At 66.5% G+C, this 24643-nt stretch carries 21 protein-coding genes; 13 read left to right on the top strand and 8 right to left on the bottom strand.

What is annotated here, in order from left to right:
• Positions 1 to 41 precede the first annotated feature (41 nt).
• From QX039_RS13505 to QX039_RS13495, 3 genes are all read left to right on the top strand, one after another.
• Positions 42 to 512 (top strand): GNAT family N-acetyltransferase, encoded by a 471-nt coding sequence (locus QX039_RS13505; protein ID WP_315773315.1) that lies wholly within the window; start codon positions 42 to 44, stop codon positions 510 to 512.
• A gap of 114 nt (positions 513 to 626) precedes the next feature.
• The gene (locus tag QX039_RS13500) at positions 627 to 1463 is read left to right on the top strand and encodes a hypothetical protein (RefSeq protein WP_315773316.1); all 837 of its coding nucleotides are present in this window, start codon (positions 627 to 629) and stop codon (positions 1461 to 1463) included.
• A 267-nt stretch (positions 1464 to 1730) separates the two neighbouring features.
• Entirely contained in the window at positions 1731 to 2363 is a 633-nt protein-coding gene (locus QX039_RS13495) for a hypothetical protein (RefSeq protein WP_315773317.1), read from the top strand.
• Between the two features lie 19 nt (positions 2364 to 2382).
• Here the strand turns inward: QX039_RS13495 and QX039_RS13490 are convergent, their stop codons facing one another.
• From QX039_RS13490 to fabA, 4 genes are all read right to left on the bottom strand, one after another.
• A complete protein-coding gene (locus QX039_RS13490) occupies positions 2383 to 4368 on the bottom strand; it encodes an autotransporter domain-containing protein (RefSeq protein WP_315773318.1) in 1986 nt (661 codons plus the stop codon).
• 225 nt (positions 4369 to 4593) lie between these two features.
• Complete coding sequence (fabI, locus tag QX039_RS13485; RefSeq protein ID WP_315735608.1) at positions 4594 to 5394, bottom strand: enoyl-ACP reductase FabI; 801 nt, start codon at positions 5392 to 5394, stop codon at positions 4594 to 4596.
• A 147-nt stretch (positions 5395 to 5541) separates the two neighbouring features.
• Positions 5542 to 6765: a beta-ketoacyl-ACP synthase I gene (gene fabB, locus QX039_RS13480; protein ID WP_315735610.1), complete on the bottom strand. Its 1224-nt coding sequence runs from the start codon at positions 6763 to 6765 to the stop codon at positions 5542 to 5544.
• Positions 6766 to 6841: 76 nt separating this feature from the next.
• Positions 6842 to 7363 (bottom strand): 3-hydroxyacyl-[acyl-carrier-protein] dehydratase FabA, encoded by a 522-nt coding sequence (fabA, locus tag QX039_RS13475; protein ID WP_315735612.1) that lies wholly within the window; start codon positions 7361 to 7363, stop codon positions 6842 to 6844.
• 455 nt (positions 7364 to 7818) lie between these two features.
• Between fabA and irrA the strand changes: the two genes are divergently transcribed.
• A complete protein-coding gene (gene irrA / locus QX039_RS13470; RefSeq protein ID WP_315716966.1) occupies positions 7819 to 8289 on the top strand; it encodes an iron response transcriptional regulator IrrA in 471 nt (156 codons plus the stop codon).
• Between the two features lie 107 nt (positions 8290 to 8396).
• Here irrA and QX039_RS13465 read toward each other — a convergent pair whose 3' ends face one another.
• Positions 8397 to 8882: an SH3 domain-containing protein gene (locus QX039_RS13465; protein ID WP_315735750.1), complete on the bottom strand. Its 486-nt coding sequence runs from the start codon at positions 8880 to 8882 to the stop codon at positions 8397 to 8399.
• A gap of 412 nt (positions 8883 to 9294) precedes the next feature.
• Here QX039_RS13465 and QX039_RS13460 point away from each other — a divergent pair, with 412 nt between their 5' ends.
• On the top strand, positions 9295 to 10296 hold the full coding sequence (locus tag QX039_RS13460) for a D-glycerate dehydrogenase (RefSeq protein WP_315735614.1): 1002 nt from the start codon (positions 9295 to 9297) through the stop codon (positions 10294 to 10296).
• 285 nt (positions 10297 to 10581) lie between these two features.
• Here QX039_RS13460 and QX039_RS13455 read toward each other — a convergent pair whose 3' ends face one another.
• Positions 10582 to 11388, bottom strand: a complete 807-nt coding sequence (locus QX039_RS13455; RefSeq protein ID WP_315735752.1) for a molybdopterin-synthase adenylyltransferase MoeB — start codon at positions 11386 to 11388, stop codon at positions 10582 to 10584.
• A 242-nt stretch (positions 11389 to 11630) separates the two neighbouring features.
• Between QX039_RS13455 and QX039_RS13450 the strand changes: the two genes are divergently transcribed.
• A complete protein-coding gene (locus tag QX039_RS13450) occupies positions 11631 to 12989 on the top strand; it encodes a peptidoglycan-binding protein (RefSeq protein ID WP_315735616.1) in 1359 nt (452 codons plus the stop codon).
• A gap of 451 nt (positions 12990 to 13440) precedes the next feature.
• Complete coding sequence (locus tag QX039_RS13445) at positions 13441 to 14244, top strand: ParA family protein (RefSeq protein ID WP_315735618.1); 804 nt, start codon at positions 13441 to 13443, stop codon at positions 14242 to 14244.
• Between the two features lie 67 nt (positions 14245 to 14311).
• Here QX039_RS13445 and QX039_RS13440 read toward each other — a convergent pair whose 3' ends face one another.
• Together QX039_RS13440 and mutM are read right to left on the bottom strand one after the other, a co-directional pair.
• Positions 14312 to 14797 carry a cyclic nucleotide-binding domain-containing protein gene (locus tag QX039_RS13440; RefSeq protein ID WP_315735619.1) on the bottom strand — a complete coding sequence of 162 codons (486 nt, stop codon included), beginning with the start codon at positions 14795 to 14797 and terminating at the stop codon, positions 14312 to 14314.
• Positions 14798 to 14874: 77 nt separating this feature from the next.
• Positions 14875 to 15756: a bifunctional DNA-formamidopyrimidine glycosylase/DNA-(apurinic or apyrimidinic site) lyase gene (gene mutM, locus QX039_RS13435; RefSeq protein ID WP_315735621.1), complete on the bottom strand. Its 882-nt coding sequence runs from the start codon at positions 15754 to 15756 to the stop codon at positions 14875 to 14877.
• A gap of 105 nt (positions 15757 to 15861) precedes the next feature.
• On the opposite strand from mutM, the gene ubiE reads away from it, so the two are divergent.
• The 6 genes from ubiE to tsaE all read left to right on the top strand — a co-directional run bounded on the left by ubiE (position 15862) and on the right by tsaE (position 24492).
• Positions 15862 to 16623, top strand: a complete 762-nt coding sequence (ubiE, locus tag QX039_RS13430) for a bifunctional demethylmenaquinone methyltransferase/2-methoxy-6-polyprenyl-1,4-benzoquinol methylase UbiE (protein ID WP_315735623.1) — start codon at positions 15862 to 15864, stop codon at positions 16621 to 16623.
• Complete coding sequence (ubiB, locus tag QX039_RS13425) at positions 16620 to 18194, top strand: 2-polyprenylphenol 6-hydroxylase (RefSeq protein ID WP_315735626.1); 1575 nt, start codon at positions 16620 to 16622, stop codon at positions 18192 to 18194. Before ubiE ends, ubiB begins: the two co-directional genes overlap by 4 nt.
• A gap of 192 nt (positions 18195 to 18386) precedes the next feature.
• Positions 18387 to 19814 carry a bifunctional phosphopantothenoylcysteine decarboxylase/phosphopantothenate--cysteine ligase CoaBC gene (gene coaBC / locus QX039_RS13420; RefSeq protein WP_315773320.1) on the top strand — a complete coding sequence of 476 codons (1428 nt, stop codon included), beginning with the start codon at positions 18387 to 18389 and terminating at the stop codon, positions 19812 to 19814.
• Positions 19811 to 20269 (top strand): dUTP diphosphatase, encoded by a 459-nt coding sequence (gene dut, locus QX039_RS13415; RefSeq protein WP_315773322.1) that lies wholly within the window; start codon positions 19811 to 19813, stop codon positions 20267 to 20269. The genes coaBC and dut overlap by 4 nt, the downstream gene beginning before the upstream one ends.
• 189 nt (positions 20270 to 20458) lie before the next feature.
• Positions 20459 to 22966: a sensor histidine kinase gene (locus QX039_RS13410; protein WP_315773324.1), complete on the top strand. Its 2508-nt coding sequence runs from the start codon at positions 20459 to 20461 to the stop codon at positions 22964 to 22966.
• The gene (tsaE, locus tag QX039_RS13405; RefSeq protein WP_315735634.1) at positions 22963 to 24492 is read left to right on the top strand and encodes a tRNA (adenosine(37)-N6)-threonylcarbamoyltransferase complex ATPase subunit type 1 TsaE; all 1530 of its coding nucleotides are present in this window, start codon (positions 22963 to 22965) and stop codon (positions 24490 to 24492) included. Before QX039_RS13410 ends, tsaE begins: the two co-directional genes overlap by 4 nt.
• Positions 24493 to 24643: the final 151 nt, after the last annotated feature.

The following is a 24643-nucleotide window of genomic DNA, read 5'->3' as shown; positions in this document are numbered from 1 at the left end:
TGCGGATGCAGAGGCCGTCACCTCGCTTCAGGTCACCACACATGCTCCATCCTATCATCCGCCCTGCCCGCCCGGACGAATACGACGCCGTCGCCAGGCTCTGGATGGAGAGCTGGTGCTCGACCGGATTGGAGACCCCGAGCGAGAGGCTGCTCGCGCTCCTCAGGGAGCGCGTGCCGCGTGAAATTGCTGGCGGTTGGAGCCTGTATGTCGCCGACGACGGCGGCCGCCTCGCGGCGATGCTCGCGATCAACGTCCCCACGCTCTATCTCGACCAGCTGATGATCGCGCCGTCCCATCAGGGCCGCTCGCTCGGCCGCCGGCTGCTCACCTTCACCCGCGAGCTGCTGCCGCACGAAGTGTGGCTGCGCTGCGCAAAGGGCAATGACAAGGCTTGGCGCTGGTATGAGCGCGAGGGCTTCGTGCTGGAAAAGGAGGAAGCTGATCCGCTGCACGGCCGGATCATGAAATATTATCGCTGGAAGCGTGACGGTCAGGCGGCAGGCTCCTGATCGCAGGGCGTGCAAGCGCAAATCTTACGCGTGGCGACCGGAAACCATTGCGTGCGCCTTCGCAGGCGAACTAAGTTCGAGTTCGCGACGACCTCGCATTCTCGAACCGTACCCATGTCCGTGCCGCTCCTGTCGATCCGCCGCCTTGCGCTCGTCGCCCTCGCCGCTGCCTTCGCAACCGGGGCTTGGGCCCAGGCTCCGTCAACAACGGCGCCCAAGGCCGCGCCCGCAGCCAAGAAACCCTCCGGAAAGACAAAGGCGATGGCGAAACCAGGCGCCATCGAAAGCGGTCCGTGCCGTCTTGGCGTCATTTCCACACTCGGCGACCAGCTCGCCGTCAGCAAGTTCGGTCTCACCGTGTTTGAAACCGAAGAGGACGAAGTCACGTTGCCGGGATGGGGACTGGACGACCTCGCCATGGCGCGCGTGCGCGCGGCTACCGGCGGCGATCCGACCGTGCGCAGGATCGGCTATCCGAAAGGCGCGTTCGAGGTCTACTACCACCCGACATCGCGCTTCCTGCCCGATCCGAAGGAGAGCCTGACCGCGATCGTGCGCAACATCACGACGAATGCGAGCTGCGCGCGCTATCTCGTCGTCACCAGGTTCGAGACGACCATTCCCAACACCACCCTGAGGCTCAGAGGCATCGGCGCCTACAATCAGGGGGTCGGATCGATCCTCAGGCACTCGCATCTGTTTGCGAACGTCAACATCACGCTCATCGACGGCCAGTCCTACGAGAAGATCAGCTCGTTCTCGGCCGACACCGGCGCCAGGCTTGCCGAGACCATGAGGCTCACCGAAGACCCTCTCAACAAGCTCGACAATGCCGACTTCCCCGAGCCTCTCGCGGCTGCGGCCTCCAGCACCGTCCTGCGCGAGCGGCTGCGCACCTTGGTGGCGGCGAAGCTCGATCGCGACCTGCCGAGCTATCTGAAGATCGAATGATGCGGGCGCAGACTTCGGACGACTCGAACGAACTCCCTTCGAACTCCCTTGGCTTGATCCTTTTCCTCCCTGCGACGAGCTCTCCCAGTGACCATCTCTCGCCGATTTGCTGCGCTCATCATTGCCATGCTCTGGTCCTCCACCAATGCCCTGGCGCAATCGGCCCCGGCGCCGCTGAATGCTAAGCCCGCGAAGCCAGCAGGCAGCAATGCCAAGGCCGCCAAGCCGGCGATGGCCGTCCGCGAGGGCGGACCGTGCGACATCGGGGTGATCGCCGCGCTCGGCGATGTCTTCACGGTGCAGAAGAACGGCATGACCCGCCTGGGCAACGAGTACGCCGAAGTGCCGGTGCCCTGGGGCTTCGACGACATCGTCTACGCGCGTGTGAAGGCAGCCGCGGGTGATGCCGGAATCCGCCGCATCGGCGTCCCCAAGGGCGCATTCGATCCGTTCTATCAGTCGCCCCCGATCAAGGCTGAGAACGGGAAGCTCACGCCCATCGTCCGGAAGGTGGCCGGCACGGCGGGTTGCGCTCGCTACCTCGTGATCACCCGCCGGACCGACAGCGAACCCTCGACAAACGACGAGGTCACCGGCGTCGGTGTGATCAACAGGGGCGAGGGATTTGGCCGGATCAGCCACGTCTTCATCATGATCGATATCCAGCTCTATGACGGGGCGACATTCGAGACGCGCGAGCCTGCCATGAGCTCGAAGTCGCTGCTCTCACGGCTGACCTCCGGCGTCGGCCCGCCGTCTCACGCCGGAGACGTCGACAACTCCGCATTCCCCGCCTCGCCGCCAGAGGCTGCGAACAACAATGTGCTGCGTGACATGGCGCGTTCGATGCTCAAGTTCCGGCTCGACCAGCGCTTGCCGGCCTATTTCGGGCGCGAATAGAACGACGAGCTCAGGCGCGTCACAGCCTGATCTTCAGCACCGCGTGGCCCGACTGCTGGACGAGACCCGACGATGTCGCGTTGATGCCGTAGCGGATGCTGAGGTCGAGCCGGTCGTTGTCGGCGGCCACAAGACCAAGGCCCGCCGAATAGATCCATGGCGACAGGCCGAGGCCATGGGTGACAAAGCTCTCGCCGCCGCCCGAGAACGCCGCGCTGATCTGCAGCGGCTGATTCAGCGCGTTGTAGCCGACGCCGATGTCGCTGGTCAGACGGATCTGCCTGGTGGGCGCGTAGACAGCTTTCAGCTGCGCCGTCGTCACGAGCTCCTGATAGATCTGAGGATCGACGTTGAGGCTAAAACCGCCGGCACCGTTCTCGCCGTAGGAATTGCTGCGAACCGTGCCGTAGTCCAGGCGCAGTGCTGGAACGAGGGCGAAGCCATCTTGCAGCGGAATGCGCGTCTTGATGCCTGCGCCGGCATGGCCGCTGTAGGAACGATAGCTGCCGCCGGCGGACGCACCCATGAAGCTCAGCGACCGGTTTTCGCCGTTATCGCTCGATCCGCCATCGAGCTGATAGTCGAAGGTGACATCACGGGTGATCGCGTAGGCCCCATAGAGCCCGAGCTGATAGGAGGCGAGAGCGAGACGGTTCGGCACGGCGGCGTCGCTTCCGGTGATCGTGTGATGAGAATAACCGAGAACGCCGCCAATGATGGCGCGGGACGAGACTGCGACGTCGGCGCCCAACGCCAGACCGCCGCCGGAGGCGTCATAGCCGGGAACGCCATCGCGCCCCGCCTGCTGCGCGGTGCCGCCGAGGGGCTGCATCCAGACATTGCGACCAGCGGCCCAGCCGATGCTGCTGACATCATCGAGCCTGTTGGTCATCGTCTGCCGGAACACCTGCTGGCTGACATGGGTCGCCTGCGAGGCCGCCCCGGTCAGCACCGGCAACGTCTGCTTCACAGCAGCGCTAAGAGATGGACCGCTGAGATTATCGAGCGCGGCAAAGCCCGAGACCATCGATCCAGTCCAGCCGGCCGAGGTCATCGACAGCCGGTACAACACGTCAGCCGCTTCCAGGCCGACGCGGCCGCCTGCAGACCGCAGCGTTTCCGCGTAAGGCTGGATCAGCGACATCGTCGCCAGTCCTCCCGTCAAACTCCCGGTAAGATCGTAGGTCGACACCAGCATCTGCGCGCCCGCGGCGTTGCCGCTCGCCGTGCCATAGAGGCTGGTCAGGGTGCCGCGCGAGAGGGTGTTGAACAGCACGCTGCCCTCGGGCGTCACCGAGCCGAGCAGCGTGAAGCCCGCCGCGGCGCTGCCGGGCGGTGCGACGCCCGCACCCCAGAAATAGCCGTTCTGATAGTTGGTGATGACGAAACGGCCCGGCGCCTGCGTGCCGAACAATGTCGGACTGACGATCCGCCAGGGCGTGCCGGCGGTCCACGCCCATTGCGGCACGGAGTTGGCCGGCACCGGTGCCGACGGCGGCGGCGTGAAGGTCGCGGGATCATAGGGCAGCATGTAGGCCCAATGCGTCACCAGCAGGCTGTCGCCGGTGATCATCTGCATTTCCATGCTGGTCACGCCGTTGACGTTGCGCATATAGCCGAGTCCGACCGTCACGGTGCCGCCGCCGGTCGGCGTGAACAGCATGGTGATCTGGCCGCTGGTGGTGACGAAGCCCTGGATGGTCGAGGTGTCCGTCAGCAGCGCCAGGCCGATCCTGAGCTGCGCGACGCTGGTGCCGGTGAAGGCGCCGTTGGTCGCGGTGCCCAAGGTCCACAACGTCTGGTCACCGATCGGGATCGGGTTGGAGAAGCCCGTCTTCGGCGACATGTAGGCGAGCAGTTGCGCCGTCGGCACATACCAGTTCGTGTTGGAGATCGTGGAGTCCCAGACGCTCGATTGCGCCTGCGCCGGCCCGGCGTTCCCCGCCGCAAGCACAATGCCGGTCATCGCGCAGAGAGCGATGACGCGGGCCTTCGAACGCAGCATCAATCGCCCCCACGACTTGTCTTGCTGCCGGCGCGAGCGGCTGGCTGACGGCCGCGGCCGATGCACCGGTCATGATGCATCGCAGCGTCGTCGCAACAACCAACAAGAGTTGCGCCATTGCTTCCTGATTAGCCGTTCAGGAACATTGTCTTCAACTGGGAAAATTTGGGTCGATCGGGGGGACGGAGTCTCGCGTTCCCCTGATACCGCCGATGCGCGCGGAGGTCAGTCCGCCTTGAGATCCTCGGGGCGCGGCATCGAGATCACGTTGTAGCCGGAATCGACGTAGTGGATCTCGCCGGTGACGCCACCGGACAGCTCCGACAGCAGATAGAGCGCCGAGCCGCCAAGCTCCTCCAGAGTCACGCCGCGACCGAGCGGCGAGTGCTTCTGCTGGAAGGCGAACATGAAGCGGGCATCGCCGATGCCCGAGCCCGCCAGCGTGCGCACCGGTCCGGCCGAGATCGCGTTGACACGGATGCTGCGGCGGCCGTAGTCGGCGGCGAGATAGCGCACCGAGGCTTCCAACGCGGCCTTGGCAACGCCCATCACGTTGTAGTTCGGCATCACCCGGTTGGAGCCGTCGAAGGTCAAGGTGATCATGCTGCCGCCGCTCTCCGGCATCAGCTCGGCGGCGCGCTTGGCGATCTCGGTGAAGGAGAAGCAGGAGATCAGCATCGTGCGCGCAAAATTCTCGCGCGAGGTGTCGGCATAGCGGCCCTTGAGCTCGTTCTTGTCGGAGAAGGCGACCGCGTGGACGACGAAGTCGAGCCCGCCCCAGGCCTCGCGAAGCGCCGTGAATACACTGTCGACGCTGGCAATGTCCTCGACGTCGCAGGACAGCACGTGCTTGACGCCGAGCTCGTCGGCGAGCGGACGGACGCGCTTGCCGAGCGCGTCGCCCTGATAGGTGAAGGCCATCTCGGCGCCATGCGCCGCCAGCGTCTTGGCGATGCCCCAGGCGATCGAATGGTCGTTGGCGATGCCCATGACCAGGCCGCGCTTGCCTGCCATCAGACCCTGCATGATGTCTCTCCTTCGTCATGCCGGGATCGGCCCAGCCAGGATGATCGTTCCGCCTTCGAGACGCCAATGGCCGGACATCGGTGCGAAGAATGAGCTTCGCGCTGCTGCCCGGCCATGATGCCGACGAAACCAGTGCTGTTGGAAATCTTAGGCGTCGAGCTGCTTGAACACCAGTGTCGCGTTGGTGCCGCCGAAGCCGAACGAGTTCGACAGCACGGTGCCGAGCTTGGCGTTGTCGATGCGCTTGCGGACGATCGGCATGTCGGCGAAGGCCGGGTCGAGCTCGGTGATGTTGGCGCTCTCGCAGATGAAGCCGTTCTTCATCATCAGCAGCGAATAGATCGCCTCCTGGACGCCGGTGGCGCCGAGCGAGTGGCCAGTCAGCGCCTTGGTCGCGGCGATCGGCGGACACTTCTCGCCGCGGCCGAACACTTTCCGGATCGCCTCGATCTCCGGCGGATCTCCGGCAGGTGTCGAGGTCGCATGCGGATTGATGTAGTCGATCTTGGTCTTCACGGTCGACAGCGCGAGCTGCATGCAGCGCTCGGCACCCTCGCCGGAAGGCGCAACCATGTCGTAGCCGTCGGACGTTGCGCCGTAGCCCACGATCTCGCCGTAGATCTTGGCGCCGCGCGCTTTGGCGTGCTCGAGCTCTTCCAGCACGAGGACGCCGGCGCCGCCGGCGATCACGAAGCCGTCGCGCGTGACGTCATAGGGCCGCGACGCGGTCGCCGGCGTGTCGTTGTGCTTGGACGACATCGCGCCCATCGCGTCGAACAGCACCGACAGCGTCCAGTCGAGCTCCTCACAGCCGCCGGCGAACATCACGTCCTGCTTGCCGTACTGGATCATCTCGTAGGAATTGCCGATGCAATGATTGGAGGTCGCGCAGGCCGAGGAGATCGAGTAGTTGACGCCCTTGATCTTGAACCAGGTCGCCAGCGTCGCCGAGGCCGTCGACGACATCGCCTTCGGCACGGCGAACGGACCGACGCGCTTCGGGCCCTTGGTGCGGGTGATGTCGGCCGCTTCCACCAGCGTGCGCGTCGATGGCCCGCCTGAGCCCATGATGATGCCGGTGCGGACGTTGGAGACGTCGGTCGGCTCCAGCCCGGAATCGAGGATCGCCTGCTCCATGGCGACATGATTCCAAGCCGCCCCCTCGCCGAGGAAGCGCATGGCGCGGCGGTCGACCACGTCGGCGGGATTCAGCGTCGGCGCACCTTGCACCTGCGAACGAAAACCAAGCTCGGCATATTTCTCAGCACGGGAGATGCCGGACTTCGCCTCGTACAGGCTGGCGAGCACCTCCTGGGTGTTGTTGCCGATCGATGAGACGATGCCCATGCCCGTGATGACAACCCGCCTCATGATGTCCGCCTCACTTTGCTCGTGTGTTCTGTTGCAGCCGTGCCTGCTGCACTGTCTGTGGTCGCAGCCCGCTGGTTCAAGTCGGCGCGGCGTCCTGCTTGAACAGGCCGACCTTCAGGTCCTTGGCGCGATAGATAATCTCGCCATCCATCGAAAGCCACCCGTCGGCAATACCGAGCACCAGCTTTGAGCGCATCACGCGCTTGATGTCGACATTGTACACAACCTTGCGCGCGGTCGGCAGAACCTGGCCGGAGAACTTGAGATCGCCGAGGCCCAGCGCACGGCCGCGCCCGGCGCCGCCGGTCCAGCCGAGGTAGAAGCCCACCATCTGCCACATCGCATCGAGGCCGAGACAGCCCGGCATCACCGGATCATTCTTGAAGTGGCAGCCGAAGAACCAGAGATCCGGCTTCACGTCGAGCTCGGCGCGGACGACACCCTTGCCGAACTCGCCGCCGGTCTCGGAGATCTCGACGATCCGATCGAACATCAGCATCGGCGGCAGCGGCAGTTGCGCATTGCCGGGGCCGAACAGCTCCCCGCGGCCGCAGGCCAGCAGGTCCTCGTATTCATATGCGCTGCGCCGATCCAGCATGCTTGGTGGCCTTTCTCAACGATCCCCGGTGGAATTTGTGCCGCGCGACATGGACCCTTCCCGCGCGCCGCCCCCCTCCGCGCCGCGCTGGCCGGTCATCGCGTCGGCACGAAGGCTGGGCCATCGCACCTGGCGAACATGACCGCTGTCAGCGGCGGGCCTAACGACGCCTGGATTCGCGCACATGGCCATCACGGCCGCCGGCGCTCACCATGGCAGGGCAAATCGGGTCCGGGCGCTCTCTAACATAGAGGATTGCGGCGTCAATGCGCGTATCCAGGTAAATCGACGCAGCACCGGGGCCCGCGCCCGAACCGGGCGGTAAATGCAGTTTAGGGGCGTTCTAGATACGTTAGTTGCGATAAGCTTGCATCTGAATGGGTTTCTTCCTATATCGGTTATAGATGAGAGCGAATTGTGCGGTGCTTGAAGTGGATGTCAGCAACAACGCCTCGATGAGTGGTCATGATCGCGGCAACCCGGATCTCGGGAACGGCCGGCAGCCAGCCCTCAACGGCTGCCCATGGCACGACGTCAACGAGATGCTGCAGGCGGCCGGGCTGCGCCCGACCCGCCAGCGCATGGCCCTTGGCTGGCTGTTGTTCGGCAAGGGTGCGCGGCATCTGACGGCGGAAATGCTCTACGAGGAAGCGACGCTGGCCAAGGTTCCGGTCTCGCTCGCCACGGTCTATAATACGTTGAACCAGCTGACCGATGCCGGCCTGTTGCGTCAGGTCAGCGTCGACGGCACCAAGACCTATTTCGATACCAACGTCACGGCCCACCATCACTTCTATCTCGAGAACAACCACGAGCTGGTCGATATCCCTGACCAGCATCTGGCGTTGTCGAAGCTGCCGGAGGCGCCCGAAGGTTACGAGATCGCCCGGATCGACATGGTCGTCCGGCTGCGCAAGAAGCGCTGAGCCTCCGGAACATCTTCATCGAGGCATCATGCCCGCGCCCGCTACGGGCATTATTGTGTCGGGAGCGCGTCAGGATAGAGGTCAGCGCATTGCGCGGACCTGGGCCTTCAATTGACCTGTTCGTCGGCGTAGACGCCCCACAGCCGCTGCTGCTGGATCCAGCCTTCGAAACCATTGCCGAGCACGCGGCACCAGCCATTGCCGCATTTCTTCACCTGCGCGACGACGCCGGCCTGCAGCCGCGCCGTGACCGCGCTCGCCGCGTCGGCGCTCTCATAGATCGGGGCGAGATCGTCCTTGTTCTTCATCGTGACCACCGCCGTGCGGCGCCCCGACAGCAACGAATGATAGACCCACCCCTCCGAGCCCTCGGAATCGCGCACGCGGCGCCAGTTCTCATATTCCGCGGTGATCTCGACCGGCAGGCCGGAGCGCGTATAGACCCAGGCCACGTCGTTGTCCTTGGTCGGACCGGCGCGAACGTTCACATGATCCGACTTCAGGCTGACATAGCGCGGCACCGGCAGGCCGCTGGTGGTGAGAACGGAGTCCTTCGCCGCAACGCCCCCTCTGCCGACGGCAACGTCGAGCAGACAGACCAGCAGCACCACGACTGCACCGAAACGCCACAACGTCAAATTACTCAACTCACTCTCCCTCGAAAGGACCGACGCGCGCTCCGATCAAAGCGGATTGCGTTGCGATCCTTCGCCCGATCCCCATCGAACTGCCCGGCTGCCCCCCTTCGTGCACAGAGAGGGCTTGCCGAAAGCGCCAGTCCCGACCCCCGTTGGCTTCTTGTCTTGGCCCGGCCTTCTGCTAGACAGGACCGAACACAAGCGGCCAGGAAGCGCCTGAGAATCGCTCGCGAAGCCCTGTCAGGAACGGATCGGCCCACCTGCGAGATCCGACACGACCAGTCCAGGGAAGCGCCGCTCTCAGGCGACGACGGTAGTTTCGGCGAACCCGGTTAATGAGGTCTGAAGGATCTCATGAGAGCAGCACATGTCAGGTAGGAAAAAGCCCCTCGTCGTGGTGACACGCAAGCTGCCGGACTCGGTCGAGACCCGCATGCGCGAGCTGTTCGACGCCAGGCTCAATCTCGACGACGAGCCGTTGAGCCAGGAACAGCTCGCCGACGCCGTGCGCACCGCCGAGGTGCTGGTTCCGACCGTCACCGACCACATCAGCGCCGACATTCTCAATCAGCCCGATTGCAAGCTGCGCATGATCGCCAACTTCGGCAATGGCGTCGACAATATCGACGTTGCGGCGGCAGTAGCGCGCGGCATCACCGTCACCAACACGCCGAAGGTCCTCACCGAGGACACCGCCGACATGACCATGGCGCTGATCCTCGCGGTGCCGCGGCGGCTGATCGAGGGCGCCTCGATCCTGACCGAGGGCAAGAACTGGGCGGGCTGGTCGCCGACCTGGATGCTCGGCCACCGCATCGGCGGCAAGCGGTTGGGCATCATCGGCATGGGCCGGATCGGCCAGGCCGTGGCGCGGCGCGCCCGCGCCTTCGGCCTGCAGATCCACTATCACAACCGCCGCCCGGTCGCCCCGGTGATCGCCGACGAGCTCGGCGCCACCTACTGGGAAAGCCTCGACCAGATGCTGGCGCGGATGGACATCATCTCGGTGAACTGCCCGCACACGCCGGCGACGTTCCATCTCTTATCGGCGCGTCGGCTGAAGCTGATCCGCAAGGACGCCTACATCGTCAACACCGCGCGCGGCGAGGTGATCGACGAGGAGACGCTGACGCGGCAGATCGAGGCCGGCGACATCGCCGGCGCCGGTCTCGACGTGTTCGAGCACGAGCCCGCGGTCAATCCGCGCCTGGTCCGACTCGCCAAGGCCGGCAAGGTGACGCTGCTGCCGCACATGGGCTCGGCCACCATCGAGGGCCGCGTCGAGATGGGCGAGAAGGTCATCATCAACATCAAGACCTTCCTCGACAACCACCGCCCGCCGGACCGCGTGCTGCCGAGCATGCTGTAGGCCGATCGATCCGCCAGCCTCTTAGTCGGTGTCCCCGACGCGATCGCGCTGCACTTTGTCCACGACGGCAGCGGAGTGGGTGTCAAGCCCGGCACCTCATCACATGTGTCGTCCCCGCGAACGTGGGGACCCATACCGCGTGATATCTGAAACAGGCAGGCCGCACGTTCCGCGCATATCACCGAATGCGGTGGCTATGGGTTCCGGATCGGCGCCCGCCGACGCTCTCGCGTCGCCGGGCTTGTCCGGGACGACAACGGAGGACTTGGCGCGGTTCTCACCGCATTACGGCTTCTGATGCGCACCCAAATCCGCAATCACCGGCCCATCCCCGTTCAGCGGATTCGTCGGATCGCGGCCATAGCGCAGGGTCTCGAAGCGCATCGTCCGCGCGTCCAGCATCAGCAGCCGGCCGACCAGGCCCTCGCCGAAGCCGACGATCTCGCGGATCGCCTCCAGCGCCATCATCGACCCCAGCATGCCGGCGAGCGCCCCCATCACGCCAGCCTCGGCGCAGGCCGGGACGGTGCCGGGTGGCGGCGGCTCCGGGAACAGGCAGCGATAGGTCGGATTAAACTGGCCCTTCTCATCCCGCTCATGCGCCCGGATCGTCGTCAGCGACGCATCGAAGGTGCCGAGCGCGCCGGTGATCAGCGGCCGCGCGGCCAGGAAGCAGGCATCGGAGACGAGATAGCGGGTGTCGAAATTGTCGGAGCCGTCGAGCACGAGATCATAAGCGCCGATCAGATCGAGCGCGTTGTCGGCATTGAGCCAGGTCCGATGCGCCATGACGCTCACATGCGGATTGAGCGCGTTGATGCGCTCGGCGGCGCTCTCGACTTTGGGTCTGCCGATATCCGGCGTCGCATGGATGACCTGGCGCTGCAAATTCGACAGCGACACCACGTCATCGTCGACCACGCCGATCGTGCCGACGCCGGCAGCGGCGAGATACATCAGCGCCGGCGCACCGAGCCCGCCCGCGCCGATCACCAGCACCGACGCGCGCTTCAGCGCCGCCTGTCCCGGACCACCGACGTCGCGCAGCACGATGTGGCGGGCATAGCGCTCCAGTTCCTCGTCGCTCAGCATCATCTCGTCTGCCATTCCACGTTCGACATCCTCTCAGGCGCGCAACTGCGCTCTCGGGCCGAGTGGTTCGGCACGGAAGCTCCACCTCTCCCCGACGAGGTGAGGTGGACCTCGGATGCCGCTCCATCATCGCACTCAACGTCACGACAACGCCAAGCGCAACACACTGAACCCTCGCCGGATTGTGACCGACCAAGCAGATGTGCTTATTTATGTCAGCGGCAAGAGCATCGGGATTTGTCATGAGACGGCTGGCCACGGCAACCTTCATCTGCGCCATCGCCGCGTGCGCATCGGCGCAGGCCCAGACGCCGCAGGGCGCGTTGCCGGGCGCCAAGCCCAAGCCGGTCGCGACCCAGCCGGTGCGCCCGGGCGTGCAGGCTCCCGCCGACACCGCCAATGCGATGAGCCAGGCCGAGCGGCTCGCGCTGCAATCCGATCTCGCCTGGGTCGGCCAGTACAATGGCGCCATCACCGGCGACGTCAGCGAGCGCATGGTCAACGCGATCAAGGAGTACCAGAAGCTCGCCGGCGGCAAGCCGACCGGCGTGTTGAACCCGCAGGAGCGCGCCGTGCTCGCCGACACCGCGCGCCGCAAGCAGGAGGGCGTCGGCTGGAAGCTCGTGACCGAACCGGTCAGCGGCGCACGGCTCGGCATTCCCACCAAGCTGGTGCCGCAACAGACCAGCGACGGCACCGGCTCGAAATGGACCTCGCCCACCGGCACCGTGCAGGTGGCCCTGTCACGCCGCAAGGAGGCCAACCCGGTTACCGCGACGCTTGCCGACCGAGAGAAGAAGGAGCCTGGCCGCACCGTCGACTACAGCGTGGTGAAGCCCGACTTCTTCGTGCTGTCCGGGCTGCAGAACCTGAAGAAGTTCTACATCCGCGGCACCTTTCGGGGCGACGAGGTGCGTATCCTGACCATCCTCTACGACCAGGCCACCGAGAACACGGTCGAGCCGGTCGTGATCGCGATGTCGAGCGCATTCACCGCGTTTCCGTCGACATTGGCCGCGCAGCCCGCGCCACGGCGCAGCGTCGATTACGGCACCGGCATCATCGCGAGCCAGGACGGCGCCATCATCGCCGATCGCGAGGTCACCGACAGCTGCGTCGCGATCACCGTTCCCGGCTTCGGCCATGCCGAGCGCGTCGCCGAGGACAAGGAGCGCGGGCTCGCGCTACTGCGCATCTACGGCGCGCGCGGCCTGAAGCCGCTGGCGCTGTCGGGCGGCCGTGCGAAATCGTCGGTCGACATCGTCGGCATCGCCGATCCGCAGAGCCAGGGCGGCGGTGCCGCGATCAGCACCGTCAAGGCCCAGCTCGCCGCCAACGGCGCCGGTGACGCCTCGCTGGCGCCGGCGCCCGGCCTCGGCTTCTCCGGCGCGGCGGCGCTCGACGGCGACGGCAAGTTCGCCGGCGTCACCCTGCTCAAGTCAGGAATCATGGCCGGCACGGCGCTCATCCCGTCCACACAGGTCGTGATGGTGAGCGCCGATGCGACGCGCGCCTTTCTCACGGCGCAGGGCGTCAAGCCGGACGGAACCTCGCTCGACGCCAAGGCGGCGACGGTGCGCGTGATCTGCGTGCGGAAGTAGAGCCTGCGCCAAACCGGTTCGGCATCGCGATCATGCCGCTGCGCACTGCGGCGAGGCAGCGTTTACGCAATGTTAAGCATGTCGTTTTAGAAAAAATTAAGGGCCCAACGGCGGCCGGCGGGGATCGGACGTGCAGCATCGCGACTGCATGGGATGATGCTCGGCGATGCCGATCGCTTGCCCGCGGCTCGCTGCCACTCAACTTCCTAGCACCTTGCTATCAACTCGGAACGGCTCCCGCCGTAGTCAACCGGTCTGTGCAGGCACAGGCCGAGCGTGAGATGGTTCGAACAGTTTTGTCGGCGTGCTGATTCGGACCACCGCGATCGCTCTTCATGAGTTGGATCGGGCCGGGACTGTCCTGAGCGAGAATAGCTCTGCACCGCGATCGCGATGCACTCAGCTTTGGCGTTCTCATAAGTTCCGTCAACATCCGAAGGACTGTCTCCCGATGTACACGATCGTTTTGGCCACGCAGAAGGGCGGCAGCGGCAAGAGCACGCTGGCGATTGGTCTGGCCGTGGCGGCCCAGCAGGCCGGCCACAAGGTGCGCGTGATCGAAACCGACCGTCAGGGCACGCTGACCAAATGGCAGGCGCGCCGCGCCGCGGGCGAGCCGATCGTCGAAGCCGTCTACGATGCGAAGATGATCGAGCCGCGGCTCGAAGCGCTGGAGCGCGATGGCGTCACCCTCTGCATGATCGACACCGGGGCCGGCATCACGGCGTCCACGACGGCCGCGATCCGCCACTGCGACCTGTGCCTGATCCCGGCGCGTCCGAGCGTCGCCGACATCGAGGCCACCGCGCCGACGCTCAGCGTCGTCAAAGCCTGGCGCAAGCCGTTCGCCTTCGTGCTCAACCAGGCCCCGATCCGCAGCGGCCACCGCATCACCGACGCGACGACCGCACTCGACGCCGACGCGCCGCGCGACATCGCCGAGGTGCTGGCGCAACCCTTCATCATGATGCGCAACGACCACCAGGACGCGCTCGCCGCCGGTCTCGGCGTCAGCGAGTTCGACGCGGCCGGCAAGTCGGCGCAGGAGATTCGCAGCCTGTGGCGCTGGACCGCGGGCAAGCTCGCCGGCGACCACGTCATGCACGACGCGGGCGAGCTGAAGGACGCGAGCGAGCACGCCGAGGTCGAATTCCCGATCATGCTGACTCCGCAGGCCGAGGAGGCGAAGCTGCCGGTGACGCGGGCCTACCCGACCTGGGCCGACAATGGCATCAACTGGAAGGCTGGGTTGTAGTTGGAATTTGCTCTGAGCTTTCACGGCGCGGGCGGTGCGCTCCCTCTCCCCGCAGGCTGGGAGAGGTTCATAAACCCGACGACCGCGCGCCCGTCTCCAGCGCCTTGATCCGCGCATCGGCGCGACGCAGGCGGCGGCACAGCTCGCGATTGATGTTTTGCATCACGATCACATAGGCCTGGATGTCGGCCTTGTAGAACGCGTAGAGATTCTGTGCCGTCAGCTCATACAAGATGGTCGGCGTCTCCGCGACCACCGTGGCCGACCTGTTCTGCATTTCGAGCAAGGTCATCTCGCCAAAGAAATCGCCGGGCGCGAGAGACGACATGCGGATCGCAATGCCCGTCTCCAGGCGCTCGCTCACCTCCAGCGTGCCGCTGTGCACGACGAACATCGAGCGGCCCGCCTCGCCTTCGGCGACGACCACGGCGCCCCTGTCGAAGCGGCGCTCCACCAGCATCGAGACCAGCAGATCGAGCCTCGCGTCGGGCAGGCCGCCAAAGAACGGCGTCGCGAGCAGGAATGCTTTCAGATCGGGCGAACTGACAGCCATGGCCGCAGTATACGCCCACCCTCGTCCGTCACAAGCGGACCCGCGCAGCCGGCCGTGCCGGCGCGTCGGCTGCTACATCACTTCTGGCACTTCGGACACCAGAAGGTCGAGCGTCCGTTCTGCACGAAACGCTTCACCACGCCGCTGCAGCCATCCGTCCGGCACGACTCGCCTTCGCGGTCATAGACCTGGAACGAATGCTGGAAATAGCCGAGCTCGCCTGATGTCTGGCGGTGATCGCGCAGCGATGAGCCACCGGCGCGGATCGCCTCGTTGAGCACGGTGTGGATCGCTTCAACCAACCGCTTTGCGTGGTCGGTGGGCTCCCCCTTCTTCGTGGCCAGCGTCGCGGCCAGACGCCGCGGCGACAGATGCGAACGGAACAGCGCCTCGCAGACATAGATGTTGCCGAGCCCGGCGACGACGCGTTGGTCGAGCAGCGCCGCCTTCAGGCTGGTCTTCTTGTTGGCGCAGGCGTGCGCCAGCATCGCCGCATCGAATTCATTGCCGAGCGGCTCGGGCCCCAGACCCTTGAGATGCGGCTCCGCCTCGATGTCGCCGCGCGCGATGATCTTCATGAAGCCGAAGCGGCGCGGATCGTTGAATACGATGTCGGCACCTGACGACATGTGAAACACGACATGGTCGTGCACGCTGTCCTTGCCGCGCGGAGTGTGAAACTCGCCCGGCGTCTCCTCGTGCTCCGGCTTGATCACCCGGAACGAGCCGGACATGCCGAGATGCATCAGCAGCACGTCGCCGGAGCCGAGATCGGCCAGGAGATATTTGGCACGCCGGCCGAGACCCCTGACGGTCTGGCCCTGCAGGCGCTTCGCAAAATCGGGCTGGAACGGAAACCGCAGGTCGCCACGCCGGGCCTCGGCCTTGACGATGACGGCGCCTTCCATGACCGGCTGCAGCCCGCGCCGGACGGTCTCGACTTCGGGCAGCTCAGGCATTCCTGTTCATTTCACCTTTTGCATCCGCGACCATTCACCTTGTCTGGCTGACGTGATAGCGCCTTGGCCGCATCGGCGCTATGGTGCTGTATCGGAGTAAGGGTGATGGATCAGCCGGACCAAACCACTCATTTCGGCTTCAGGGATGTGCCTCTGGGCGAGAAGCAGACGCTGGTGAACGACGTGTTTCACAGCGTGGCGTCGCGCTATGACCTGATGAACGACCTGATGTCGGGCGGACTGCACCGCGTCTGGAAGGACATCATGATCAACACGCTCAACCCGCCGAAGAGCGATGCGCCGTTCGCGCTGCTCGATGTCGCCGGCGGCACCGGCGACATCTCCTTCCGCGCCGCCAGGAAGGCCGGCTCAGGCTTCCATGCGACGGTCTGCGACATCAATGGCGACATGCTCGAGGTCGGCCGCCAGCGGGCGCTGAAGCAGGCTCTCGAGGACAAGGTCTCGTTCGTCGAGGGCAATGCCGAGAAGCTCGCCTTCCCCGACCGCTCCTTCGACGCCTATACGATCGCGTTCGGCATCCGCAACGTGCCGCAGATCGAGTTGGCGCTCGCAGAAGCCCATCGCGTGCTCAAGCATGGCGGCCGCTTCCTGTGCCTGGAGTTCTCGACCGTCGAGGTGCCCGGGCTCGACAAGCTCTACGACCTGTTCTCCTTCAACGTGATCCCGCAGCTCGGCCGCGCCGTCACCGGCGATGCCGAGTCCTACCGCTACCTCGTCGAATCGATCCGCCAGTTTCCGCGCCCCAGCGCCTTCGCCGAGATGATCTCGGCCGCCGGCTTCTCCCGCGTGTCCTGGCAGACTCTCTCCGGCGGCATCGTCGCGCTTCATTCCGGCTGGCGTTTGTGATCTCCGCACTCACTCACATTACGCGGCTCGCCCGGGCCGCCTTCGTGTTCGCGCGCGAGGGCGTGTTCGGCGCTGTCGATCCGAGCCTGGCGCCGCCGCCGGGCCAGCTCGCGCTCAAGCTGGCGCGGCTGGTCGAGCGCCCCGGCGCCAAATCCGGACCAAGATTGTCGCGCGCGCTGGAGCGGATGGGCCCGGCCTATCTCAAGCTCGGCCAGTTCCTGGCGACCCGGCCCGATGTCGTCGGCGTCATCATGGCGCGCGATCTCGAATCGCTGCAGGACCGGCTGCCGCCATTCCCGCAGGCCGAGGCCGAGGCGGTCATCGCCACCGCCCTCGAACGTCCGATCAGCCAGCTGTTCACGCATCTCGGCCCGCCGGTCGCCGCCGCCTCGATCGCGCAGGTGCATCGCGGCGAGGTCGAACACGACGGCATTCGTCGTCCGGTCGCGGTGAAGGTGCTTCGGCCCAACGTCGCCGCGCGCTTCCGCCGCGACCTCTCCGATTTCTTCTTCGTCGCCGAAAAGGCCGAGGCGCATTCGTCGGAAGCGCGGCGGCTGCGGCTGGTCGAGGTCATCAACACGATGTCGCGCTCGGTCGCGATGGAGATGGACCTTCGCCTGGAGGCCGCCGCGCTCTCGGAGATGGCGGAAAACATCAAGGACGATCCGGACTTCCGCGTGCCCGCGGTCGACTGGGATCGCACCGCCAACACCGTGCTGACGATGGAGTGGATCGACGGCATCGCGCTGAACGATCACGCCCGGCTCGCGGAGGCGAATGTCGATCTGCCCGACGTCGGCCGCAAGGTGATCCAGAGCTTTCTGCGCCACGCCCTGCGCGACGGCTTCTTCCATGCCGACATGCATCCGGGCAACCTGTTCCTGGACCAGCAGGGACGACTGGTCGCGGTCGATTTCGGCATCATGGGCCGGCTCGGCATGAAGGAGCGGCGCTTCCTGGCCGAAATCCTGCTCGGCTTCATCACCCGCGACTATCGCCGCGTCGCCGAGGTGCATTTCGAGGCCGGCTACGTGCCGCCGCATCATTCGGTGGAGAATTTCGCACAAGCCATCCGCGCCATCGGCGAGCCGATCCACAACCGCACGGCCGAAGAAATCTCGATGGCCAAGCTGCTGACCCTGCTGCTCGAGGTCACCGGCCTGTTCGACATGCGCACCCGACCCGAGCTGATCCTGCTGCAGAAGACCATGGTGGTGGTCGAGGGCGTCGCGCGCGGCTTCGATCCCAAGCTCGACATCTGGAAGGTCGCCGATCCCGTGGTCCGCGAATGGATCGAGCGTAATCTCGGGCCGATCGGCCGGATCGAGGGCGCCGTCACCGGCGTCGGCGAGCTGGTGCGGTTGACCACGACCCTACCGGTGCTCGCCGCCCGCGCCGCCGCGGTGCTCGAGCACATGGAGAGCATGACCCGCGACGGCCTGCGCCTGTCGCCGGAAACCATCGCCGCCATGGGCCGCACCGAAGGCAAGAAGAGCCGCTGGCGCGCCATCGCGCTGTGGGTCATCGCGCTGACCTTCATCGGCATTCTGTTCGCGGTGCTCAGGTTGTGAGGTGGGCAAAGGCGCAGCCGTACCGTTTCCGCGTGCGAGATCGCAGTGGCGCCGTGCCCACCGTCCTACCGATGCATGCGCATCGACGGTGGGCACGCTGCCGCCCGCGGCGGCCGCTTTGCCCACCCTGATTGCACTGCTGTCATTTTCTGCTAGCATTGCACTCACAACGACAATGCTGGGGAGGCGGTCATGGCGAGCCTAACCATCCGCAAGCTGGACGACTCTCTCAAAACTTATCTGCGACTGCGCTCGGCGCAGAACGGGCGCTCGGTCGAGGAGGAAGTCCGGGTCATCCTGCGCGCGCTGATCGAGCCTGTCGATCCGTCCGAGCCGCCAATGGCGCCGCCAGCTCCAGCCCACCCGTCTGCCCCGCTCGTCCCTCAGCCCGGCCAGGTGCGCGACCCGCGCGTTACCCTGATCATCGGCGGCGGCATCGCCGCCTACAAATCGCTCGACCTGATCCGGCGGCTGAAGGAGCGCCACATTCACGTCCGCTGCGTGCTGACCAAGGCGGCGACGCAATTCGTGACCGAGCTCGCCGCATCGGCGCTGTCGGGAGATCGTGTCTTCACCGATCTGTTCGACGCGCGCAGCGAGTTCGACGTCGGCCATATCCGGCTCGCGCGCGACTGCGACCTGATCGTGGTGGCACCGGCGACCGCCGACCTGATGTCGAAGATGGCGCACGGCGCCGCCGACGACCTCGCCAGCGCCATCCTGCTCGCCGCGAGCCGGCCGATCCTGCTGGCGCCGGCGATGAACCCGATGATGTGGAGCAACCCGGCGACGCGCCGCAACGCCGCGACCTTGCAGCGCGACGGCGTCCAGATGATCGGCCCCAACGCCGGCGAGATGGCGGAGAAGGGCGAGGCCGGTGTCGGCCGCATGGCCGAGCCGACCGAGATTGCGGACGCCGTCGTCGCCATGCTCAAGCCGCCGACGCCGCGCCCGCTCGCCGGCCGCCGCGTGCTGATCACCGCGGGCCCGACCCACGAGCCGATCGACCCGGTGCGCTACATCGCCAACCGCTCCTCCGGCAAGCAGGGCTTTGCGATCGCCGTCGCCGCGCAGGCCGCCGGCGCCGACGTGCGGCTGATCGCAGGACCGGTGGAGCTTGCCGACCCCAAGGGCGTCAGCGTCACCCACGTCGAGTCGGCGCGGCAGATGCTGGAGGCCGTCGAAGCCGAGCTGCCCGCCGACGTCGCGATCTTCGCCGCAGCGGTGGCCGACTGGCGCGTCGCCAATGAAGGCGGCCAGAAGCTGAAGAAGACCGACAAGGCGATCCCGCCGCTGACGCTGGTCGAGAACCCCGACATCCTCGCCACGATCTCGAAGCTGAAGGAGAAGCGGCCGGGACTCGTGATCGGCTTCGCCGCCGAGACGGAACATCTGATCGACAACGCCAAAGCCAAGTTCGCGCGCAAGGGCTGCGACTGGATCGTCGCCAACGACGTCTCGCCTTCGACCGGCGTGATGGGCGGCGACCGCAACACCGTACATCTCTTGACGAAGGACGCCGATGGCGTCCATGTCGCGTCCTGGCCGATCATGACCAAGGACGAGGTCGCGACTGCGCTCGTCGCCGAGATCGCCAGAACCATGGGACCCGTTGCGTGACACAGACCATCGCGATCGACGTGCAGATCCTGCCGCATGGCGAGGGCCTACCGCTGCCGACCTATCAGACCGCACATGCCGCGGGGCTCGATCTGCTCGCCGCCGTTCCGGCCGATGCACCGCTCGTCCTTGGGTCAGGCAGCCATGCGATGGTGCCGACGGGACTGTCGATCGCGCTGCCCGACGGCTACGAGGCCCAGGTGCGGCCGCGTTCGGGGCTCGCTGCGCGGCACGGCGTCACGGTGCTGAACTCACCGGGCACGGTGGACGCGGACTACCGCGGCGAGATCTGCGTGCTGCTGATCAACCACGGCAAGGAACCGTTTACGATTCGCCGCGGCGAGCGCGTCGCACAGATGGTGATCGCCTCCGTCGTACGCGCCGAGCTCAGCCTCGCGACAACCTTGCCGACCACCGCGCGCGGCAGCGGCGGCTTCGGCTCGACAGGCCGTTGAAGTACGGGCTTGCCACTGTTCCGACTCGAAAGAGTCGATCGGCGGACGCATTTTCCTCAGGCGCAACCATCGTTCACGGTCTGGACTCTTACCGCTGGAGTCCCGAAGCGGTTATGGTTGATTGATTCGTGAGACGGCGCGGGCGACGCGATCGGCGCCGCCCGAAACTTCGTGCGGTTTGGGGCAAATATGTCGGGCGTGATCGTGGTGATGCGTCAGACGCTGCTGTCGTGCACGTCACTCGCGCGCAAGGGCCTGATGGGTCTCGCTGCGACTGCGCTTGCGCCGGCGACACCGGGCTTCGCAGGCGGTGGCGTGCCGGCGGATGCGATCACAACGCTGTTCGAGCTGAGCCGTCCTGATGTCGCCGAGGTGACGGCGATGCTGGCGCTGCTCGGCTTCTCCGTCGTCGCCGCGGTCGCGCTGGTGCGCACGCGTCTGGCGGCCGGCCGGAAGGAAGCGCGGCTGCGCGCCGACATCGCCGAGCTGCAATTGCAGGCCGATCGCTACCGCGCGCTGCTGTTTGCCGAGCCGCAGATCCTGATCGCCTGGCCGGCCGGCGGCCACCGCCCGCAGATCTCCGGCGACACCGCGATGCTGGTCCCGCAGGATCAGCCGCAGCGCATTCTCGCCTTCGGAACCTGGCTGCCGCCGGAGCCCGCGCTGCAGCTCGACCGCGCCGTCGACGCGCTGCGCGAGGCGGGCGAGGGCTTCATGCTCAATCTCACCACCTCGCATGGCCATGCGATCGAGGCGATGGGCCGCGCCATCGGCGGCCAGGCCATCGTGCGCATCCGCGAATTGTCCGGTCTGCGCCGCGAGCTCGCCGAGACGCAGCTCCGCTTCAAGGCGCTCGGCGAGGAGACGGAGTCGCTGCGCGCGCTGGCATCGGCGCTGCCGTGGCCGATCTGGGCACGGCAGGCCAATGGCGCCCTCGCTTACGTCAACGCCGCCTATGCCCGTGCCGCCGATGCCCGCGACGTGCCGGACGCGATCGGCCGCAACATCGAGCTGCTCGACTCCGCCGACCGTACCGACCTGCAGCGCGCACTCGGCGCCAACGGCCGTTTCGAGGGCCGGCTGCCGATCGTGACCGGCGGCGAGCGCCGCATGTACGACGTGCGCGCCTTCATGCTGGGCCGCGGCAGCGCCGGCGTCGCCATCGACGCCAGCGAGGCGGCGGCGCTGGATGCGGCCGTGGTGCGGATGCGGGAAGCACACCGGCGCACGCTCGATCAGTTGTCCTCGGGCGTGGCCGTGTTCGACGGCCAGCGCCGGCTCGCCTTCTACAACGACTCCTATCGCCGGCTGTGGGGTCTCGATCCCGCCTTCCTGGACATCCAGCCGGACGACTCGTCGGTGCTCGACCGTCTGCGCGCCGCACGCAAGCTGCCCGAGCAGGCCGACTTCCGGGCCTGGAAGGCCAAGCTGCACGAGGCCTATCGCGCCGTCGAAGCCGCCAAGGACACCTGGTTCCTGCCCGACGGCCGCGCTTTATCGGTCGTCACCACGCCAAACCCGGAAGGCGGCGTCACCTATCTGTTCGACGACGTCACCGAGAGCTTCGCGCTTGCGCGCCGCTTCGACGGCCTGATCCGGGTCCAGCGCGAGACGCTCGACAGCCTCGCCGAAGGCGTCGCGGTGTTCGGCTCGAACGGCCGGGTCGAGCTGTTCAATCCGGCCTTCGCCAAGATGTGGCGGCTGTCGCCGGATCAGCTGCGCGAGCATCCGCATATCGACACCGTGGAATCCTGGTGCCATCAGCTCTATGACGACGCGGTCGCCTGGCGCACCATCCGCGAGGCCATCACCTCGATCGAGAACCGGCTCGACGTTGCGCTGAAGCTCGAGCGCAAGGACGGCAGCGTGCTCGACTGCATGAGCCGGCCGCTGCCCGACGGCGCGACCATGCTCACCTTCCAGGACATCACCGACACCGAGAATGTCGAACGGGCGCTGCGCGAGAGCAACGAGGCGCTCGAAGCCGCCGGCCAGATGAAGATCGACTTCGTCCACCACGTGTCCTACGAGCTGCGCGCGCCGCTGACGACGATCATCGGCTTCGCGCATTTCCTGTCCGATCCGTCGACCGGGCCGCTGACGCCGAAGCAGGCCGAGTATCTCGACTACGTCACCAAATCCACCAACGCGCTGCTGGCGCTGACCAACAACATTCTCGACCTCGCCACCATCGATGCCGGCGCCATGAAGCTCGAGCTCGGGCCGGTCGATGCCGCCAAGGCGATCGAGGCCGCGGCCGAAGGCGTGCAGGACCGGCTCGCCACGGATCGCATCCGATTGACGATCGCGGTGGACCCCGATGTCGGCTCCTTCGTCGGCGACGAGCGCCGCGTCGTTCAGGTCCTCTACAATCTGCTCGCCAATGCCGTCGGCTTCTCGCCGCCGGATTCGAGCGTCGCCGTCAGCGCCCGCCGCACCGATCACAGCGTCATCTTCGCGGTCACCGATTCCGGCCCCGGCATTCCGCCCGAGGTGAAGGACAAGGTGTTCGAATGGTTCGAGAGCCATTCGCAGGGCTCGCGCCATCGCGGCGCCGGCCTCGGCCTGTCGCTGGTGCGCTCCTTCGTCGAGCTGCATGGCGGCAGGGTGCGGATGGATTCGGTGGTCGGCAAGGGCACCACGGTCACCTGTGACTTCCCGACCGACCACGTCGCGCAACGCAACGCCGCGGAATGACGGACCAGCTGACATTCACGATCGCGCTCGCGGACGAAGCCGCCACCGCCGCCCTGATGGCCGATCTCGCGCTGCTGATCGGCCCGGGTGCACTGATCACGCTCACGGGCGATCTCGGCGCCGGCAAGACGGCGGCGGCGCGGGCGATGATCCGGTACCTCGCCGGCGACGACGAGCTGGAGGTGCCGAGTCCGACCTTCACTCTGGCGCAGAGCTACGACCTGCCGAGCTTCCCGCTGGTGCATGCCGATCTCTATCGCATCAGCGATGCATCGGAGCTCGAGGAGATCGGCCTATCGCCGCTGCCGGAGGCGACCGTCGTGCTGATCGAATGGCCGGAGCGCGCCGGCGGCACTCTCCCGCTGGACCGCGTCGACATCGCGCTGCGCCACGATCCATCGCAGGGCGACACCGCGCGCAGCGCCGAGATCACCGGCAGCGGCAAGGCAGCCGCGGTGGTTGCACGGCTGAAAGCCCTGCGCGACTTCCTCGCCGAGGCCGGGCACGCCAGATCGCGCCGCGAGCACATGGCCGGCGACGCCTCGACCCGCTCCTATGCGCGGCTCCACAAGGGCGAGCGCGTCTACATCCTGATGAACTCGCCGAAGCGGCCCGACGGCCCGGCGATCTACAACGGCAAGCCCTATAGCGGCGCCGTGCATCTCGCCGAGGACGTTCGCCCGTTCGTCGCGATCGCCGCCGCCTTGCGCGGACGCGGCATCTCGGCGCCGAAGATCAACGACGCCGATCTCGGCCGCGGCTTTCTCATCACCGAGGATCTCGGACGCGAGGGCGTGATCGAGGGCGACCCGCCACGGCCGGTCGTGGAGCGCTACGAGGCCGCAGTCGATGTTCTGGCGTCGCTGCATGGGCAGGACGTGCCCGCCGTGCTGCCGCTGGCGCCGCAGGTGACCTACAAGGTCCCGACCTTCGACGTCGATGCGATGCTGATCGAGATCGGCCTGATGCTCGAATGGTACCTGCCCGACCGTGGCGTGGAGCTGTCGCAGGTGCTGCGCGCCGAATTCCTGGAAATATGGCGCGAGTTGCTGGAGGCGCCGCTCGCATCTAAGCCGACCTGGGTGATCCGCGACTACCACTCGCCCAACCTGCTCTGGCTGCCCACGCGCGAAGGCATCGCCCGCGTGGGCGTGATCGACTTCCAGGACGCGGTGATGGGACCGCCGGCTTACGACGTGGTCTCCCTGGCGCAGGACGCCCGGATCGACGTGTCGGCGGAGATCGAGCGGGCGCTCCGAGAGCGCTACATCGCCGCGCGCCAAGCTGCGTCGACGGACTTCGACGCCGACGAATTCGGCACGCACTACGCGATCATGTCGGCCCAGCGCAACACCCGCCTGCTGGGCACCTTCGCCCGCCTCAACCGCCGTGACGGCAAGCCGCACTACCTCAAGCACCAGCCTCGCATCTGGGACTATCTCCACCGCGCGCTGGTCCATCCTGTGCTGGAGCCGTTGCGCGACTGGTACGCGGCGAATGTGCCACCACCGGCTGGCGTAGCTTGAGGCCCCCTCTCACGGCACCGACGGTGCGCTCCCCTCCCCCTTGCGGGGAGGGGTCGGGGGTGGGGGTCTCCGGGGGTATGAACCGGGCTGAGTCCTGACAATTCAGACCGGGTTGATTCCTGACAGGCAAGCTTCGTCCGATTCGAAGGAG

The sequence above is a fragment of the Bradyrhizobium sp. SZCCHNR1043 genome (assembly GCF_032489675.1).
Taxonomy (GTDB): domain Bacteria; phylum Pseudomonadota; class Alphaproteobacteria; order Rhizobiales; family Xanthobacteraceae; genus Bradyrhizobium.
Note: the sequence above shows the minus strand (reverse complement) of the source record. Positions and strands in the feature narration are given on the sequence as shown.